The 16,051-nt window shown below is 63.2% G+C and carries 16 protein-coding genes and 2 tRNA genes; 5 read left to right on the top strand and 13 right to left on the bottom strand.

Annotation, left to right across the window (positions count from 1 at the left end; all coding sequences use genetic code 11):
* Positions 1-102 precede the first annotated feature (102 nt).
* Complete coding sequence (locus tag IE083_RS05455; protein ID WP_189352618.1) at positions 103-1,071, bottom strand: porin; 969 nt, start codon at positions 1,069-1,071, stop codon at positions 103-105.
* Between the two features lie 19 nt (positions 1,072-1,090).
* Between IE083_RS05455 and IE083_RS05450 the strand changes: the two genes are divergently transcribed.
* Positions 1,091-1,378: a hypothetical protein gene (locus IE083_RS05450; RefSeq protein WP_189352617.1), complete on the top strand. Its 288-nt coding sequence runs from the start codon at positions 1,091-1,093 to the stop codon at positions 1,376-1,378.
* A 17-nt stretch (positions 1,379-1,395) separates the two neighbouring features.
* On the top strand, positions 1,396-2,778 hold the full coding sequence (locus IE083_RS05445) for a cryptochrome/photolyase family protein (RefSeq protein WP_229799615.1): 1,383 nt from the start codon (positions 1,396-1,398) through the stop codon (positions 2,776-2,778).
* A 61-nt stretch (positions 2,779-2,839) separates the two neighbouring features.
* Here the strand turns inward: IE083_RS05445 and plsY are convergent, their stop codons facing one another.
* Complete coding sequence (gene plsY, locus IE083_RS05440; protein ID WP_189352615.1) at positions 2,840-3,466, bottom strand: glycerol-3-phosphate 1-O-acyltransferase PlsY; 627 nt, start codon at positions 3,464-3,466, stop codon at positions 2,840-2,842.
* Positions 3,467-3,534: 68 nt separating this feature from the next.
* Between plsY and folB the strand changes: the two genes are divergently transcribed.
* Positions 3,535-3,894, top strand: coding sequence for a dihydroneopterin aldolase (folB, locus tag IE083_RS05435; protein ID WP_189352614.1), 360 nt, complete (start codon positions 3,535-3,537; stop codon positions 3,892-3,894).
* Positions 3,895-3,971: 77 nt separating this feature from the next.
* Here folB and IE083_RS05430 read toward each other — a convergent pair whose 3' ends face one another.
* From IE083_RS05430 to mutY, 9 genes are all read right to left on the bottom strand, one after another.
* On the bottom strand, positions 3,972-4,358 hold the full coding sequence (locus IE083_RS05430; RefSeq protein WP_189352613.1) for a group II truncated hemoglobin: 387 nt from the start codon (positions 4,356-4,358) through the stop codon (positions 3,972-3,974).
* Between the two features lie 47 nt (positions 4,359-4,405).
* The gene (locus IE083_RS05425; protein ID WP_189352612.1) at positions 4,406-5,263 is read right to left on the bottom strand and encodes a CheR family methyltransferase; all 858 of its coding nucleotides are present in this window, start codon (positions 5,261-5,263) and stop codon (positions 4,406-4,408) included.
* Positions 5,264-5,330: 67 nt separating this feature from the next.
* A complete protein-coding gene (gene erpA / locus IE083_RS05420) occupies positions 5,331-5,681 on the bottom strand; it encodes an iron-sulfur cluster insertion protein ErpA (protein WP_120809234.1) in 351 nt (116 codons plus the stop codon).
* 90 nt (positions 5,682-5,771) lie between these two features.
* The gene (gene argC / locus IE083_RS05415; RefSeq protein WP_189352611.1) at positions 5,772-6,815 is read right to left on the bottom strand and encodes an N-acetyl-gamma-glutamyl-phosphate reductase; all 1,044 of its coding nucleotides are present in this window, start codon (positions 6,813-6,815) and stop codon (positions 5,772-5,774) included.
* Positions 6,816-6,936: 121 nt separating this feature from the next.
* Positions 6,937-7,329 (bottom strand): 30S ribosomal protein S9, encoded by a 393-nt coding sequence (rpsI, locus tag IE083_RS05410; RefSeq protein WP_189352610.1) that lies wholly within the window; start codon positions 7,327-7,329, stop codon positions 6,937-6,939.
* Between the two features lie 17 nt (positions 7,330-7,346).
* Entirely contained in the window at positions 7,347-7,775 is a 429-nt protein-coding gene (gene rplM / locus IE083_RS05405) for a 50S ribosomal protein L13 (RefSeq protein ID WP_189352609.1), read from the bottom strand.
* Positions 7,776-8,126: 351 nt separating this feature from the next.
* On the bottom strand, positions 8,127-8,843 hold the full coding sequence (gene deoD / locus IE083_RS05400) for a purine-nucleoside phosphorylase (RefSeq protein ID WP_189352608.1): 717 nt from the start codon (positions 8,841-8,843) through the stop codon (positions 8,127-8,129).
* Positions 8,844-9,067: 224 nt separating this feature from the next.
* On the bottom strand, positions 9,068-11,275 hold the full coding sequence (locus IE083_RS05395) for a RelA/SpoT family protein (protein WP_189352607.1): 2,208 nt from the start codon (positions 11,273-11,275) through the stop codon (positions 9,068-9,070).
* A 39-nt stretch (positions 11,276-11,314) separates the two neighbouring features.
* The gene (gene mutY, locus IE083_RS05390; protein ID WP_189352606.1) at positions 11,315-12,385 is read right to left on the bottom strand and encodes an A/G-specific adenine glycosylase; all 1,071 of its coding nucleotides are present in this window, start codon (positions 12,383-12,385) and stop codon (positions 11,315-11,317) included.
* Positions 12,386-12,500: 115 nt separating this feature from the next.
* On the opposite strand from mutY, the gene IE083_RS05385 reads away from it, so the two are divergent.
* Complete coding sequence (locus tag IE083_RS05385) at positions 12,501-15,038, top strand: THUMP domain-containing protein (RefSeq protein ID WP_189352605.1); 2,538 nt, start codon at positions 12,501-12,503, stop codon at positions 15,036-15,038.
* Between the two features lie 105 nt (positions 15,039-15,143).
* On the top strand, positions 15,144-15,746 hold the full coding sequence (locus tag IE083_RS05380) for a MarC family protein (RefSeq protein ID WP_189352604.1): 603 nt from the start codon (positions 15,144-15,146) through the stop codon (positions 15,744-15,746).
* A gap of 114 nt (positions 15,747-15,860) precedes the next feature.
* On the opposite strand, the gene IE083_RS05375 is transcribed toward IE083_RS05380, so the two are convergent.
* Both IE083_RS05375 and IE083_RS05370 read right to left on the bottom strand, forming a co-directional pair.
* Positions 15,861-15,936: transfer RNA gene (locus IE083_RS05375), tRNA-Phe, on the bottom strand.
* A 23-nt stretch (positions 15,937-15,959) separates the two neighbouring features.
* A tRNA-Phe gene (locus IE083_RS05370) sits at positions 15,960-16,035 on the bottom strand.
* Between the last annotated feature and the right edge of the window lie 16 nt (positions 16,036-16,051).

The following is a 16,051-nucleotide window of genomic DNA, read 5'->3' as shown; positions in this document are numbered from 1 at the left end:
CAAATGACGCATACCTACACCCGCGCAGTCAGCAGTTAATGCTGACTGCAATGAAAAAAGGCTGCCGAAGCAGCCTTTTCAGATCAAACCATCAAGCGATGATTAGAACTTGGTACCGAGGTAAACCATGGCCTTGCGCAGGGAGCCTTTGGCGTTGTCGTCGTAGTTGACTTTGGTGATCTGGGCGCCAGCGCGGGTACGCTTGGACAGGGCGTATTCAGCACCAATGGCGTAAGCCTTGTGGCCATCGTTAACCTTGTCGCCGTCAGCCTCTTTCTTGTCGCCTTCTTTCCAGTAGCCGAGCATCGGCTTCAGGTTGCCCATTGCGTAAGTAGCGGACAGACCGTAACCGCTGCGCTTGTCGCCGTTAGCTTCTTTCTTGTTGGCATAACCGGCCACCAGGTTCAGCGCATCCAGCGATACGTTAGCGTTCAGCTCGTGCAGCTTGGCGGTCTTGTCCAGAGTAGCATTTTTGAAGCGGGAGCCGTCATAGGACACGCCGAAACCTTCACCTTCGTAAGCCAGGCTCACAGCTTGCTGGTGCTCTTTGTTTTCTTCTTTAGTAGTGGAGCTACCGAAGGAGTGCTGAACGACAGCAGTGAAACCGGCAACAGCTGGCGATTTGTACGATACGGTGTTGTTAACACGGGTACCTTGGTCGTAGATAGCGGACTCGGTGGTAGCGGAAATGTCTTCGAAGACAGCCAGTGCACCGGAAGTTGGCATGTGGTAGATGTTACCCAAAGTAACAGTACCGAAATCGCCTTGCAGGCCTACGAAGGAATCACGGCTAGCCCAACTATTGGAAGTATTAGGCTTGGAGGCGTTAGCCTGAGTATCAGCCAGGTCGATCTTGGTAGCGATCTGCCAGATGGACTTCAGGCCATTGCCCAAGTCTTCCTTGCCAGCAAACTTCAACTCGCCGGAAGTGCGGTTTTCGGTAGTCAGCGAACCCTTGCCGGATTCTTTGGTGTTCACGATACCAACAGCCAGATTACCGGAGATAACAACATCAGCCATTGCAGCAGCTGGCAGCGCAGCCAGAGTAGCCAGAACGATCAGCTTCTTCATGTGTGTTCCTTTCGAGGTCATGTACACTGCCCGTGTTTTGCCAAAGCCTGTGGCCCGGCGGGGCTGTATTGACCACCACGGTCAGGTGGCGGTTTCTGGATGGCAATATACAGCGGGGCGTTGCGAAAAAACAAAAGCGCTTTACGCATTTGTGTTGAAGCCAAATACAAAGCCGGCACAAAACCAACACAAGCCATTGTTTTTTTTGAAAAATACAAAAAACAACAGCAGTCTCCTTTTCGCAACACAATTGACTACAACCAAGATATCTGTTGTTTTTTCACACACAACCCAGCCAAAACCATGAGCCAAGCAAGCGTTCTGATGTGGTTTCGCCGCGATCTGCGTGCCAGCGACAACGTGGCGCTGAATGCCGCCTTGCGCAGCGGCGCCAGCGTGCATTGCGTGTTCGTGTTTGACCGCCGGATTCTGGCCGGTCTGCCGCCGGACGACAAACGCCTGGTCTTCATCCACGCCGCCCTGGTGGAGTTGCAGCAGACGCTGCGCGACGCCGGCGGCGAGCTGTTGTGGCGGGACGGCGATCCGGTACACGAGATTCCGGCACTGGCGCGCGAGCTGGGCTGCTGCAGCGTCTGCGCCAACCGCGACTACGAACCGTATGCGCGGCAGCGCGATGCGGACGTGGCGGCAGGGCTTGCGGCCAACCTTGGCGACTTGCGGCTCTATAAAGACACGGTGATTTTCGAGCAGGACCAGCTACTCACCGGCCAGGGCAAGCCTTATACCGTATACACCCCGTACATGAAGCGCTGGCGGCAGAGCTTTCACCCGGCGCTGGCGGCGGAGGCCAGTACCGCCTTGCGCGGCGCACTGGCGACGCCGGCCGCGCTGCGCCCGCTGCCGACACTGGCGGAGCTGGGTTTCGGCGAGGCTTCGCTGGACGGGCTGCGGGTGCAGACCGGCCGCAGCGGCGCGCTGGTGCTGCTGGACGATTTCCGCCGCCGCATCGCGCACTACAAGACGCTGCGCGACTTCCCGGCGGTGAAGGGCGTGTCCTACCTGTCGGCGCACCTGCGCTTTGGCACACTGTCGGTACGCGAGGCGGTGCGGGTCGCGCTGGCGGAGGCGTCGGAAGGTGCGGAGTGCTGGTTGAACGAGCTGATCTGGCGCGAGTTCTACCAGCAGCTGCTATGGCACTTCCCGGCGGTGGCCGGTGACAGCTTCAAGCCGGAGTACCGCGGCCTGCCCTTCCCCAATGACACGGCGCTGTTCGAGGCCTGGTGCGACGGGCGTACCGGCTACCCGCTGGTGGATGCCGCGATGCGCCAGCTCAAGCACAGCGGCTACATGCACAACCGGCTGCGCATGATCGCCGCCAGTTTCCTGGTCAAGGACCTGCTGGTCGACTGGCGCTGGGGCGAGGCCTACTTTGCCAGCAAGCTACTGGACTTCGATCTGGCGGCCAACAATGGCGGCTGGCAGTGGGCGGCGTCCACCGGTTGCGACGCGCAGCCCTACTTCCGCATCTTCAACCCGGTGACGCAATCGGAAAAGTTCGACGCCAAGGGTCAGTTCATCCGCCGCTACGTGCCTGAGCTGGCGGCGCTGGACGACAAGGCGATCCATGCGCCGTGGCTGGCGAAAGCGCTGCCGGCCGGTTTTGTGCTCGGCCGCGACTATCCAGCCCCCATCGTCGACCATGCAGTACAGCGCGAAGCGGCACTGAAGCTGTTTGCCCGCGATTGAGGTCCGGCAATACGCAAAAAAGCCTGTCGGTGACGACAGGCTTTTTGTTTGCGGCCAACGTTCAGGACTTGCCCTGTTCGTCCGGCTTGCCGATCTTGTCCTCGGTACCGGTGAGCAGGTTCACCAGATTGGACTTGTGGCGATGCACGACCAGAATGGCGATGATGATGCAGGTACCGAAGTAGACGCTCTGCGGCCCGACGATGAAGTAGGCGTACACCGGCACCATCACGCAGGCGACGATGGCCGACAGCGAGGAAATCTTCACCACAAAGGCCATGAACAGCCAGGTAGCCAGCGCCGCCAGCGCCAGCCACGGGCTGAAGGCCAGCAGCACGCCCACCGCGGTGGCCACGCCCTTGCCGCCCTTGAAACCGAAAAACACCGGCCACATGTGGCCGAACAGCACCGCAAGACCGGCCATGGCGACCTGCTGCTCGCCCAAGCCGTAGGCCGGGCCGAAGCTGGCGACCAGGAACACCGCCAGCCAGCCCTTGACGCCATCGCCCAGCAGCGTCAGCACCGCGGCCAGCTTCTTGCCGGAACGCAGCACATTGGTGGCACCGGGATTTTTCGAGCCGTAGGTGCGCGGATCGTCCATCCCCATCAGGCGGGTGACGATTACCGCAAACGACAGGGACCCGATCAGGTAGGCGCCCAAAATAAAGGCAAACGCTGTTGTGGTCATGGCTTATCCACTAGAATGCAGGACTTGGCATTTTACGGTATCGGGCAGCAAACCCAAAGCCCGCAGCGATGGACATCATTTTTTTGCGCGAAGTGCGCGCCGAGACAGTGATCGGCGTTTATGACTGGGAGCGCCTGGCGCCCCAGACTGTCTTGCTGGATCTGGAGATCGGCATTCCCAGCGAAGTACCCTGCCACAGTGACGATATCGGCGACACCATCCACTACGGTGTGGTGGTGGAGCGCATCCGCCAGTCGCTGGCCGAGCAGCATTTCCTGCTGATCGAGGCGCTGGCCGAGCACATCGCGCGCATGGTGCGCGAGGAATTCGGCGCGCCGTGGACCAAGGTGGCGGTCACCAAGCTCAACATCCTGCCGGACGTGAAGCATGTCGGCGTGATGATAGAACGCGGCCACCGTCCGCGCTGACCGCTCCGCCCACAGCAAAAACATTGCGGCCAACCTGGTACAAGGTTGGCCGCAATGTTTTTGGGGCGGGTAATCGCTCAGTCTTCGCGATTGCGCATGAAGTCGGCGGTATTGTAGAACGCCTCCAGCAGCCTGGCCTTCAGCCAGTCCTCGCACACCAACTCGTTCACCGCCTGCGTCATGCACTTCATCCACTGGTCGCGCGCCTCGCCGTCCACCGCGAACGGCATGTGTCGCTGCCGCAGCCGCGGGTGGCCGAAGGTCTCCATGAACAGCGGCGGGCCGCCCAGCCAGCCGGAGAGGAACATGTACAGCTTCTCGCGCGAGGCGGCCAGATCCGCCGGATGCATGTCGCGCAGCGGCTTCACCGCCGGATCGCTATCCATGATGTCGTAGAAGCGCTCACTCAGCCAGCGCACCACGCCGGCGCCGCCGAGCAGCTCGTAGGGGCTCATTTCCTGCATGTTGTTCCTTGCGCGGGTGCTGCCCGCGTGAATATCGCTACGTCCGATTACGCCCGGGCACGGGCCAGCTCGTATACCGTCTTGCCGCGCAGGGTGAAATAGTCGGCGGCGAAGTAGAAGTTCTCGGAGTGGCCGACAAACAGCAGGCCGTGCGCCTTCAGCAGCGGATGGAATTTCTTCAGCACCGCCAGCTGGGTGTCACGGTCGAAATAGATCATCACGTTGCGACAGAAGATCGCGTCGAACTGCTTGCGCTGCGCCCAGCTGGCATCCACCAGGTTCAGCCGCGAGAAGGTGATCATCTCGCGCAGCTGTGCCTTGGCCTGGTAGTTGCCGTCCGGCAGCTTGTCGAAGTAGCGCGCGGCATGGCCTGCCGGCAGGCGTGCTACCTTGTCGGCACTGTAAATGCCCTTGCGGCCAACCTCCAGCACGCTGGTATCAAGATCGGTGGCCTGGATCTGGATGCGGCTGCCGCCGCCCAGTGCCTCCAGCGCCGCGATCGCGATCGAATACGGCTCTTCACCGGTCGATGCCGCCGCGCACCAGATGTTGATCTCACCCTTGCCCGCCAGCGTCTTCAGGTGCGCGGCCAGAATCTGGAAGTGGTGCTCCTCGCGGAAGAAGAAGGTCAGGTTGGTGGTCAGCGCGTTGACGAACTGCTCAAACTCGCGCTTGCCGGCAACGGATTGCAGGAAGTCGATATAGGCCGCAAAGCCATTCAGCTTCAGCTCGCGAATACGCCGCACCAGCCGGCCATAAACCATGTCCTTCTTGGTCGGGTTCAGTGCAATGCCGGCTTCCTTGTAGATCAGTTGCCGGATGCGCTCGAATTCCTGGTCGCTGAACGTAAACTCGCGGGTAAAATCAATCCTGGGCAAGGTAACAGGCGGCATCTTGTTTTGCATCGTGGGAACCCTGAAGTTGAAAAACCCGGACGCCAGGTCCGGGTTTCAGGTGCTGGTAATGCCGTATTTATACCGAAAACGACGAACCGCAGCCACAAGTGGTCTCTGCATTCGGATTGCGGATCACGAACTGCGAGCCTTCGATGCTTTCCTGGTAGTCGATTTCGGCGCCGACCAGGTACTGGTAGCTCATCGGATCGACCAGAAACACCACGCCTTCGCGTTCGATGGTGGTGTCGTCTTCGTTGGCAATCTCGTCGAAGGTAAAGCCGTACTGGAAGCCGGAACAGCCACCGCCGGTGACGAATACACGCAGTTTCAGGTCAGGATTACCCTCTTCAGCCACCAGGTCGCGCACCTTGGCGCAGGCGCTGTCGGTAAAGTTGATCGGGGACAGGGTTTCAGCAGCAGCAGTCATTTTAAGCCTCACGATACAGGACAGGCCGCAAGGCGGCCTTTCATCCTACTATTTTAGTCGGATATCGGGCCGTCTGGCGAGACTTCAAGCTCACGGCAGCAGCGGTACGATATCCAGGCCGGCATTTTCCGGCAGCCCGAACATCAGGTTCATCACCTGTACCGACTGGCCGGATGCCCCTTTCACCAGATTATCCTCTACCACCAGGATGACCAGCAAATCACCATTGCCCGGGCGATGCACCGCGATGCGCGCGGTATTGCCGCCGCGCACCGAGCGGGTTTCCGGGCAACTGCCGGCCGGCATCACATCGACGAACGGTTCGGCGGCAAAGCGCTGCTCGAACAGCTGCTGGTAGTCGACATCGCGGCCTTCCGGCTTGATGCGGGCGTAGATGGTGGAATGGATGCCGCGAATCATCGGCGTCAGGTGCGGCACGAAGGTCAGCTTCACCGGCGCGCCGTGGATCAGCGACAGGCCCTGCTCGATCTCCGGCGAGTGGCGGTGCCCCTTCACGCCGTAGGCCTTGAAGTTGTCGCCGGCTTCAGCAAACAGGGTACCGACCTCGGCCTTGCGCCCGGCGCCGGAGACACCGGACTTGCAGTCGGCGATCAGGGTGCTGGTTTCGACATACTGCTTGCCGCCTTCCAGCAGCGGCAACAGGCCCAGCTGTACCGAGGTCGGATAGCAGCCGGCCATGCCGATTAGGCGTGCGCGCTTGATCGCATCGCGGTTCACTTCCGGCAGGCCGTAGACCGCCTCGGCCAGCAGGTCGGTACAGCTGTGCTCCATCGCGTACCACTTGGCGAACTCGGCCGGGTCTTTCAGGCGGAAGTCGGCGGCCAGATCGATGACCTTGACCCCGGCCTCCAGCAGCTCGCGCGCCTGTGCCATCGCCACCCCGTGCGGCGTGGCAAAGAACACCACATCGCAGGCCTTGAGGTCGGTTTCATCCGGCGTCGAAAAGGCGACATCGACACGGCCGCGCAGCGACGGGAACATCTCGGCAACCTTCATCCCCGCTTCCTTGCGCGAGGTAACGGCAGTTATCCTGGCCGAAGGATGGTTGGCCAACAGACGCAAAAGCTCCACGCCGGTATACCCGGTGCCGCCAACAATGCCCACCTTGATCATGCTGCGCTCCTAACAATATAAAAAAATGTCGCAAAGGCGACATGGTAAGGAGTGCGGCAAGGCATTGCAACAAAGAAAAAAGCCACCCTGCTGGGTGGCTTTTTCGATCGGTACAAACAGATTAACGCTTGGAGAACTGTTTGCGACGACGTGCCTTGCGGAAGCCGACTTTCTTACGTTCAACTTCACGGGCATCGCGGGTAACGAAGCCAGCGTGCGACAGGGCCGGCTTCAGCTCGGCGCTGAAGTCGATCAGTGCACGGGTGATGCCGTGGCGGATGGCGCCGGACTGGCCGGTTTCGCCACCACCGCATACGTTCACCATGATGTCGAACGATTCCAGGTGCTCGGTCAGCTGCAGCGGTTGACGGATAACCATACGACCGGTTTCGCGAGCGAAATACTGGTCGACAGGCTTGCCGTTAACGATGATCTGGCCGGAGCCTTTTTGCATGAACACACGAGCTACAGAGCTCTTGCGACGGCCGGTACCGTAGTAATATTTACCGTTCATCTATTAATTGCCTCTGATCAGATTTCCAGCACTTTAGGCTGTTGCGCGGTGTGTGGATGCTCGCTGCCGGCGTAAACCTTGAGCTTCTTGATCATCGCGTAACCCAGCGGACCCTTGGGCAGCATGCCTTTTACGGCTTTTTCCAGAACGCGCTCAGGGAACTTGTCTTGCAGTTCGGTGAAGCTGCGCTCGTAGATACCGCCAGGGTAGCCAGAGTGGCGATAGTATTTCTTGTCCAGTGCCTTGTTACCGGTTACGCGCAGTTTTTCCGCGTTAACGACAACAATGTAATCACCAGTATCAACGTGCGGAGTGAACTCCGGCTTATGCTTGCCACGCAGGCGGTGTGCGATTTCAGCGGCAAGACGGCCCAACACCTTGTCTTCGGCGTCGACCACAAACCACTCGCGCTTTACCTCATGCGGCTTGGCAGAAAAGGTCTTCATGGAACTCTACCATCGTAATTCTTGAAAGTTCCGGAGTCTATTACAAGACTATTTCGCTGTCAAACCGAAGCTGGCTTTCGCCGGGGAATCGCGACCAAAAACACCCGCCGCGGCAACAGAGCGTGGACAACAGGCAAAAAAAGGGCGCAACCAAGAGACTGATCGCGCCAAGTTCCACCTTATAGAAGGAGGATGGAGGAGACAACACCAAAACGCACACGATATGCAACGTCCTGATGCAGTTGTGATTATGGTGACCCGATTCGGGTTTGGCAAGTTTTTTTGTGCAGCGCAGTATAGGTTGCGCCACAGTGCGGCCAACCATGGCCCGCCTGCCGCAGCCGGCAACGCTCAATCCAGCTGCAGCGCAGTCTCCAGCGCGATTTCCATCATGTCGCGGAAGCTGTTCTGGCGGGCTTCGGCATCCATCGCCTCCCCGGTCGGAATCACATCCGACACTGTGAGCATGGCCAGCGCGCGGGCGCCATATTGCGCCGCAACACCGTAAATGCCGGCCACTTCCATCTCCACCGCGTTGACATTCATGCCCTTGAGCGCGTCCAGCAACTGCGGCTGCACGCCGTAGAACAGGTCGGTGGAGAACACGTTGCCGACCCGCACCGGCTTGCCCAGCCGCGCGGCGACCTCCACCGCGCTGCGCAGCACCTCGAAGTCGGCGATGGCGGCGAAGTCGTGATCCAGCAGGCGCAGGCGGTTGACCTTGCTGTCGGTGCAGGCGCCCATGGCAATGACGATGTCGCGCAAGCCAAGACGGCTGGCGTCCACCGAGCCGCAGGAGCCGATGCGGATCAGGGTGCCCACGCCGTAGTCCTTGATCAGCTCGGTGGCGTAGATGCTGGCCGACGGGATACCCATGCCGTGCGCCATCACCGATAGCCGCTTGCCACGGTAGCTGCCGGTGTAGCCGAATACATTGCGCACGCTGGTGACCAGTACCGAGTCCTGCAGATAGGTTTCCGCGATCAGCCTGGCGCGCAGCGGGTCGCCCGGCATCAGCACGATGTCGGCAAAGTCGCCGGCTGCGGCGCCGATATGCGGTGTCGCCATGTTTGCTCTCCTGTGTCATGCCGCCTTGCGCCACGGCCCTCCGTGCCGCTTGCGGCCAGCCCTGTCATGATAGCGCGGCGTCGGCCGTATCACCGACCTACCCCGCCCGCGCCGCCGGGCTGCGCACCGGCAGCTTGCATCCGCCGGCTCCCGCAAATGGAACAAGGTTGGCCGCAACGCTTGCGGCCAACCTTGGCGGGGAAGGCAAGCAGCGCGGCCGGCGGCTACACGCGGCGCGCCTCCTGCACGCCGCGCACTTCCATCAGGTGTGCCAGCACGCGGCTGATGTCGCGCACGTGGCGCACCTCCAGCGTGAAGCGCAGCCGCGCCTTCTGCTCACGCGACAGGGTGTTGACGCCGATCACGTTCAGCTTCTCGCGCGAGAACACGTCGGAGATGTCGCGCAACAGCCCCGGGCGGTCGCCGGCGAGGATGTCGATGTCGATCGGGAACACGCTGCCCTTCTGCTCGCCCCAGTCGGCGGCGATCAGCCGCTCCGGCACGTCCGCCGACAGCCGCTTCAGCGTGATGCAGCTGCTGCGGTGGATGGAGATGCCGCGGCCCTTGGTGACGAAGCCGACCACGCTGTCCGGCGGCGCCGGACGGCAGCACTTGGCCAGTACCGTCATCAGGTTGCCGACGCCCTCGATCAGCACGCCGCCGGCGTCGTGGCCGCCGCGGCTGCGGCGCACGATGTCTTCCGGGTTGACGTCCGGCGGTGGTGGCGGCGCAAAGCTGACGAAGGCCTGGTTCACGGCGCGGGTGCCCAGTTCGCCGTGGCCCAGCGCGGCGTAGACCTCGTCCAGCTTGTCGTAGCCCAGCTTTTCCGCCACCTGCGCCAGGTTCGGCTGCACGCCGGGATGGCGCGCCAGCTCGCGCTCGAAGATGTGGCGCCCGGTTTCGCGTACCGCGTCGAGGTTCTGCTGGCGGATGTACTGGCGGATCTTGGAGATGGCGCGATGGCTCTTGACCCAGCCTTCGTGCAGCCAGTTCACCGACGGGCCGCCCTCCTTCGCGGTCAGCACCTCGACGCGCTGGCCGTTCTGCAACGGCGTCGACAGCGGCACGATGTGGCCCTCGACCTTGGCGCCGCGGCAGTGGTGGCCGACGTCGGTGTGCAGCGCGTAGGCAAAGTCGATGGCGGTGGCGCCCTGCGGCAGCGCCAGCACCCGCCCCTGCGGCGTCAGCACGTAGATGGTGTCGGCGAACAGCTCGGTCTTGAACGCGTCGGCCAGCCCCTCGCGGTCGGAGCCGGACATGTCCTCGCGCCAGTCCAATAGCTGGCGCAGCCAGGAGATTTTCTCCTCGTACTGGCTGTCGCCCTTGCCGCCTTCCTTGTAGCGCCAGTGCGCGGCGACGCCGAATTCGGCGTGCTCGTGCATCTCGAAGGTGCGGATCTGCACCTCCACCACGCGGTCTTCCGGGCCGATCACCGCGGTGTGCAGACTGCGGTAATCGTTGGCCTTCGGATTGCTGATGTAGTCGTCGAACTCACCGGGAATCGGCTGCCACATACTGTGGATCAGGCCGAGCACGGTGTAGCAGTCCTGCAGTTTTTCCACCAGGATGCGCACCGCGCGGATGTCGTACAGCTCGGAGAAGTCGAGCTTTTTCTTCTTCATCTTTTTCCAGATGGAGAAGATGTGCTTGGGCCGGCCGGCGACGTCGCCCTTGACCCCGGCCTGGCGCAGCTCGCCGCGCAGGGTGTCCAGCACCCGTTCGATGTAGTCGATGCGCTCCAGCCGCCGCTCGTCGAGCAGCTTGGCGATCTTCTTGTAGTTGTCCGGATCGGTGTGGCGGAAGCCGAGGTCTTCCAGCTCCCACTTGATCTGCCACACGCCGAGACGGTTGGCCAGCGGCGCGAACAGTTCCAGCGTCTCGCGCGCGATCTGGCGGCGGATGGCCTCGTCGCACTGCGGCAGGTAGTGCATGGTCTGCGTGCGCCACGCCAGCTTGATCAGCACCACGCGGATGTCGGCCACCATCGCCAGCAGCATCTTGCGCATGGTTTCCGCCTGCCGCGCGCTGTCTTCCGGGGTGGCGAACCTGTCGATGCGCGCGATTTCGGTGAGGCGACGCACACGGTTGCCGCCCTCCACCAGCGTCAGCACGGTACGGTTGAATGCCTTCGGCAGCCACTCCTGCCAGTCGGCACGGTAGTCCGGCACCGCGAACAGCAGCGTGGCGACGATGGCGTCGGTCAGCAGGTTGAGGTCGGCGACGATCGCCGCCGCCGCCACCGCGTGGCTGAACACGTCCTCGCCGGTGTGCGGCAGCCTCTTGTCGCGGTACAGCTCGCGCGCTTCCGCAAACGCCTTTTCCAGCATCGCCATGTCGTCGGGCGCGACCGAGCTGGACAGCTGCGCCAGCCAGCGCCCCGGATCGGCCGCATCGGCCAGCGTATCGGCAACAGATCGAACAACGGAAACCATGGTCTAGTCTTTCACCCTGCCTGTGATGGCGTATCGGGGTTAATCAATGGTGGCGCCGGCCGGCGACTGCAAGGCCTGCAACAGCAATTTGCGTACCGGGGTCGGCACCCCGGCGTCCAGCGCACGCGCCAGCGGCAGCCAGACATGGCCGTTTTCGGCGCAATGGCTTGCGGCCAACCTTTGCAGCGGCACGCACTGCGGCGTGATGGTGAGGCGGAAATGGGTAAACACGTGGCGCAATTCCGGCCACACCGGCAGCAGTTCGCCGTCGCCGTTGTCCGCCAGCCAGTCGGCAATCGCCAGCGTGGACTCGAATTCCGGCAGCGACAGCAGGCCGCCCCATATGCCGGAAGGCGGCCTGCGCTGCAACAGCACCTGCCCCTGGTGCAGCGCGATCAGCATCACCGTCTCCCGCTCTGGCTGCACCTTTTTTGGCTTGCGCTGCGGCAGCTCGGCGGTGCGACCGTCACGGGCGGCGACGCAGCCGTCCGCCATCGGGCAGACGCCGCAGGCCGGACGCGCGCGGCTACAGACGGTGGCGCCCAGATCCATCAGCCCCTGGGTATAGGCGACCATGTCGCCGTCGGCGGCCGGCAGCAGGCTCTCCGCCAGCATCCACAACCGCGCCTCCACCTTCTTGTCGCCGGGATAGCCGTCGACGCCGAAGCAGCGCGTCAGCACCCGTTTGACATTACCGTCGAGTATGGTTTCACGCTGGCCGAAGGCAAAGGCGGCAATCGCCGCCGCGGTGGAACGGCCGATGCCGGGCAGCGTCTCGATCGCCTCGCGCCGCGCCGGAAACTCGCCGCCAAAGCCGGCCATCACCTGCTGCGCCGCCTTGTGCAGATTGCGGGCGCGGGTGTAGTAGCCGAGGCCGCTCCAGTGCGCCAGCACGTCGTCCACCGGCGCGGCGGCCAGGGCGGCGAGATCCGGGAAGCGCCCGAGGAAGCGCGCGTAGTAGCCGAGCACCGTGCTCACCTGCGTCTGCTGCAGCATGATTTCCGACAGCCACACGCGGTAGGGGTCACTGACCTGCCACGGCAAACCGTGCCGGCCGTGCTGTTTCTGCCAGGCGACGAGGCGCGCCGCAAACGCCGACTGCAAGGTCATCGCATCATCCACTCCGAATCGAACCGGGCATGGTAAACCAATCATCCGCGACTACCAAGAAGTCGCCGGCGAAATCGGCTAGAATAGAGGATTGTTTTGAAAGGATTACCCTCAGATGTCGACCTTCCGTTCCCGCCAGCGCGCCGCGCAACGCCGTCAGCCCACTCCGACCGCCGAGCGCGCCACGCCACCAGCCGGGAACAATGCCCCGCCCGGCCCGCGTGGCGACAAACCGTTCCAGCAAAAACCACGCGCCGGCGATGCACGGCAGGAAGGTCGCTTCGGCGCCCCCCGTGACAAGGACCCGCGCTTCGGCGGCGACAAGCCACGCGAGGGCAGCTTCCAGCGCGACCGCGAGCAGGCACCACGCGACGGTGGCTTCAACAAGCCACGCTTCGACGACAAACCACGCTTCGGCGGCGACAAGCCGCGCGAGGGCAGCTTCCAGCGCGACCGCGAGCAGGCGCCACGCGACGGCGGCTTCAACAAGCCACGCTTTGACGACAAACCGCGCTTCGGCGGCGACAAGCCGCGCGAGGGCGGTTTCCAGCGCGACCGCGACCAGGCACCACGCGACGGTGGCTTCAACAAGCCACGCTTTGACGACAAACCGCGTTTCGGTGGCGACAAGCCGCGCGAGGGCAGCTTCCAGCGTGACCGCGACCAGGCGCCGCGCGACGGTGGCTTCAACAAGCCGCGCTTCGACGACAAACCGCGTTTCGGTGGCGACAAGCCGCGTGAGGACAGCTTCCAGCGTGATAGCGCACCGCGCAGCCCGGCCGCCGAGGGCAACGCCCCAAAAGTACTGTTCGGCAACCGCAAGATCAGCGAAGACAACACCCCGGCAGCACCTGGCAGCAGCGACAGCGCGGCCGCTAGCGGCGAGCGCAGCTACACCCGCGACCGCGTGGCCGGCATCCGCGGCAAGGCGCATCCGGACTTCCAGGCACCGGAACGGCGCGAACCGGCCGAGCCGGTACGTCCAAAATCCTTCCTGAAAACGCCGCGCCGCGACGAGGGCGACAGCGCACCGCGCAGCTTTCTGGCCGCCGGGCCGCGCGAAGCCGCCGAACCGGCGCGCCCGAAATCGTTCCTGAAAACGCCGCGTCGCGACGATGAGGCACCGCGCGACAGCGGCGAGCGTGCACCACGCCGCGATGACCGCCCGTACGGCGAAACCCGCGAAGGCGGCTTCCAGCGCAACCGCACCTTTGACGCCCGTGGCGAGCAAAGCGGCGTGCGCGAAAGCGGCTTCCAGCGTGATCGCACCTTCGACCGCAGCAGCCCGGCACGCGACGGCGAACGCAAGCCATGGCAGCAGGACGACAAGCCGCGCTTCGACCGCGAGCGCAGTGCGTCACGCGACGAGCAGGCTCCGCGCTCACTGTTCGCCAAGGGCAATGCGCCGCAACGCAGCGAAGCCCCGCGCGGCAGCGCGCCGCAGCGCGGCGATGCGGCCAACGTTGGCCGCACCCCGTACGCCAAGCCGCAAGCCCGCGTCCTGCAGCAAGGCCAGCTGGCGCTGTTCGCCAGCTGCCCGCGCGGCCTGGAAAAACTGCTGGCCGAGGAAATCCGCCAGCAAGGCGGCATCGACCTGCAGCTGACCGATGGCGGCGTGCACTTTACCGGCAACCAGGAAGTGATGATGCGGGTCAACCTGCACTCGCGCACCGCCAGCCGCCTGCTGCAACAGCTGGCGCAAGGCAGCTTCCAGATCGAGCGCGACATCTACACCCTGGCCAAGAGCATCGACTGGCCGGCGCTGTTCGACGTCGGCAACACCATCAAGGTGAAGACCGATGGCCACGCCCGCCTGCGCAGCATCGACTACGTGTCGCTGATCGTGAAGGACGCGATCTGCGACCGCTTCCGCGCGCTGAACGACGAGCGTCCGAGCGTGGACACCCGCCGTCCGGACATCCGCATCCGCGTGTTCCTGTCCGGCTTCGACGTGCAGATCTATCTCGACACCAGTGGCGAAGCACTGTTCAAGCGCAGCTGGCGCGACGAGACCGGCGAGGCGCCGCTGCGCGAAAACCTGGCCGCCGGCATCCTGCTCGGCGCCGGCTACAACGGCAGCCAGCCGCTGCTGGACCCGATGTGCGGCAGTGGCACCTTTCTGGTGGAAGCCGCCGACATCGCGCTCAACCGCGCACCGGGCCGCCTGCGCAGTTTTGCCTTCGAAAAGCTGAACACCCACAACGACCTGCTGTGGCACAGCATCCGCAACGATGCCGAGCTGGCGGTACGCCCGCTGGAGAAGCTGGCGATCTACGGCAACGACGCGTCGCTGGAAATGGTGGAAATTGCGCGCCACAACCTGACGCGCTGCGGCCTGGAGTCGCTGGTCACGCTCAGCCACGGCGACGCCACCGAGCTGCAGGCGCCGGCCGCCAGCGGCCTGCTCGTGTGCAACCCGCCGTACGGCATCCGCCTCGACGAGCAGGATTCGCTGGCCGAGCTGTACCCACGGCTGGCGACCTGGCTGAAGCGCAACTTTGCCGGCTGGACCGCGCACCTGATGACCGCCGACAGCCGTCTGCCGGCACTGATGCGCCTGAATGCCGAAGCGCGGCCGCTGCTGTACAACGGCGCGCTGGAGTGCCGCGTCTACGCCTTCCCGCTGGTGGCCGGCTCCAACCGCAAGGAATAATGCGACAGCTCCGTTCAGCAACGGGGCATGGCAGTAGCCACCAAGCAAGGGCGTGCGATAATCCATCGCACGCCCTTTGCCATTTCTCCGCCACCGAGACCGCTCATGGATACCTCTTTCCTCTCCGCCACCATCCTGCTGATCCTGATCACCGATCCGCTGGGCAACATCCCGCTGTTCATCTCGGCGCTGAAGCAGGTGAAACCGGAGCGCCGCCGCCGCGTGGTGTTCCGCGAGTGTTTCATCGCCTTCATGGTGCTGCTGACTTTCATGTTTTTCGGCAAGGGCTTTCTGGAAGTGATGCACCTGACCGACGAGAGCCTGCGCGTGGCCGGCGGCGTGATCCTGTTCCTGATCGCCATCAAGATGATCTTTCCCGGCGAGGGCAGCATGTTCGGCGGCGACAAGCTGCACGGCGAGCCGTTCATCGTGCCGATCGCGGTGCCGCTGATTGCCGGGCCGTCGGCGATGGCCACGGTACTGCTGATGTCGACACGCGAACCGGAACGGATGGCGGAGTGGATAGGCGCGCTGACGCTGACCATGCTGGTGACGCTGCTGGTGTTTCTGTTTTCCGGCAAGATCCAGAGACTGCTCGGCGAACAGGCGATTACCGCGCTGGAGCGGCTGATGGGGCTGGTGCTGACCGCGATCTCGATCGAGATGCTGCTGGGTGGCGTTGCCGCCTACATCAAGAAGCTGGCCTGAGGCCGGCGCAGCGAACGACAACGGCGCCGTTTGCGGTGCCGTTTTTTTCGGCCCGGATACGCTGCCGGCAATGCAAAAAGCCGCAACCCATTGAGGATTGCGGCTTTTCATGTCTGGTGGCCAATCTCGGAATCGAACCAAGGACACACGGATTTTCAATCCGTTGCTCTACCAACTGAGCTAATTGGCCAAACGTCCGGTGCAGGGGAAAAGTGGTGGCCAATCTCGGAATCGAACCAAGGACACACGGATTTTCAATCCGTTGCTCTACCAACTGAGCTAATTGGCCTCTTTGCCGCGCACTT

The organism is Vogesella fluminis (assembly GCF_014652335.1).
GTDB classification, from domain to species: domain Bacteria; phylum Pseudomonadota; class Gammaproteobacteria; order Burkholderiales; family Chromobacteriaceae; genus Vogesella; species Vogesella fluminis.
This window is presented reverse-complemented; position numbering and strand designations above follow the sequence as displayed.

What these genes read in the sequence shown, in the direction of transcription:
- IE083_RS05455 (WP_189352618.1), bottom strand. Translation starts at nt 1,071, where the DNA reads ATGAAGAAGCTGATCGTTCTGGCTACTCTGGCTGCGCTGCCAGCTGCT.
- IE083_RS05450 (WP_189352617.1), top strand. Translation starts at nt 1,091, where the DNA reads ATGTACACTGCCCGTGTTTTGCCAAAGCCTGTGGCCCGGCGGGGCTGT.
- IE083_RS05445 (WP_229799615.1), top strand. Translation starts at nt 1,396, where the DNA reads ATGTGGTTTCGCCGCGATCTGCGTGCCAGCGACAACGTGGCGCTGAAT.
- plsY (WP_189352615.1), bottom strand. Translation starts at nt 3,466, where the DNA reads ATGACCACAACAGCGTTTGCCTTTATTTTGGGCGCCTACCTGATCGGG.
- folB (WP_189352614.1), top strand. Translation starts at nt 3,535, where the DNA reads ATGGACATCATTTTTTTGCGCGAAGTGCGCGCCGAGACAGTGATCGGC.
- IE083_RS05430 (WP_189352613.1), bottom strand. Translation starts at nt 4,358, where the DNA reads ATGCAGGAAATGAGCCCCTACGAGCTGCTCGGCGGCGCCGGCGTGGTG.
- IE083_RS05425 (WP_189352612.1), bottom strand. Translation starts at nt 5,263, where the DNA reads ATGCAAAACAAGATGCCGCCTGTTACCTTGCCCAGGATTGATTTTACC.
- erpA (WP_120809234.1), bottom strand. Translation starts at nt 5,681, where the DNA reads ATGACTGCTGCTGCTGAAACCCTGTCCCCGATCAACTTTACCGACAGC.
- argC (WP_189352611.1), bottom strand. Translation starts at nt 6,815, where the DNA reads ATGATCAAGGTGGGCATTGTTGGCGGCACCGGGTATACCGGCGTGGAG.
- rpsI (WP_189352610.1), bottom strand. Translation starts at nt 7,329, where the DNA reads ATGAACGGTAAATATTACTACGGTACCGGCCGTCGCAAGAGCTCTGTA.
- rplM (WP_189352609.1), bottom strand. Translation starts at nt 7,775, where the DNA reads ATGAAGACCTTTTCTGCCAAGCCGCATGAGGTAAAGCGCGAGTGGTTT.
- deoD (WP_189352608.1), bottom strand. Translation starts at nt 8,843, where the DNA reads ATGGCGACACCGCATATCGGCGCCGCAGCCGGCGACTTTGCCGACATC.
- IE083_RS05395 (WP_189352607.1), bottom strand. Translation starts at nt 11,275, where the DNA reads ATGGTTTCCGTTGTTCGATCTGTTGCCGATACGCTGGCCGATGCGGCC.
- mutY (WP_189352606.1), bottom strand. Translation starts at nt 12,385, where the DNA reads ATGACCTTGCAGTCGGCGTTTGCGGCGCGCCTCGTCGCCTGGCAGAAA.
- IE083_RS05385 (WP_189352605.1), top strand. Translation starts at nt 12,501, where the DNA reads ATGTCGACCTTCCGTTCCCGCCAGCGCGCCGCGCAACGCCGTCAGCCC.
- IE083_RS05380 (WP_189352604.1), top strand. Translation starts at nt 15,144, where the DNA reads ATGGATACCTCTTTCCTCTCCGCCACCATCCTGCTGATCCTGATCACC.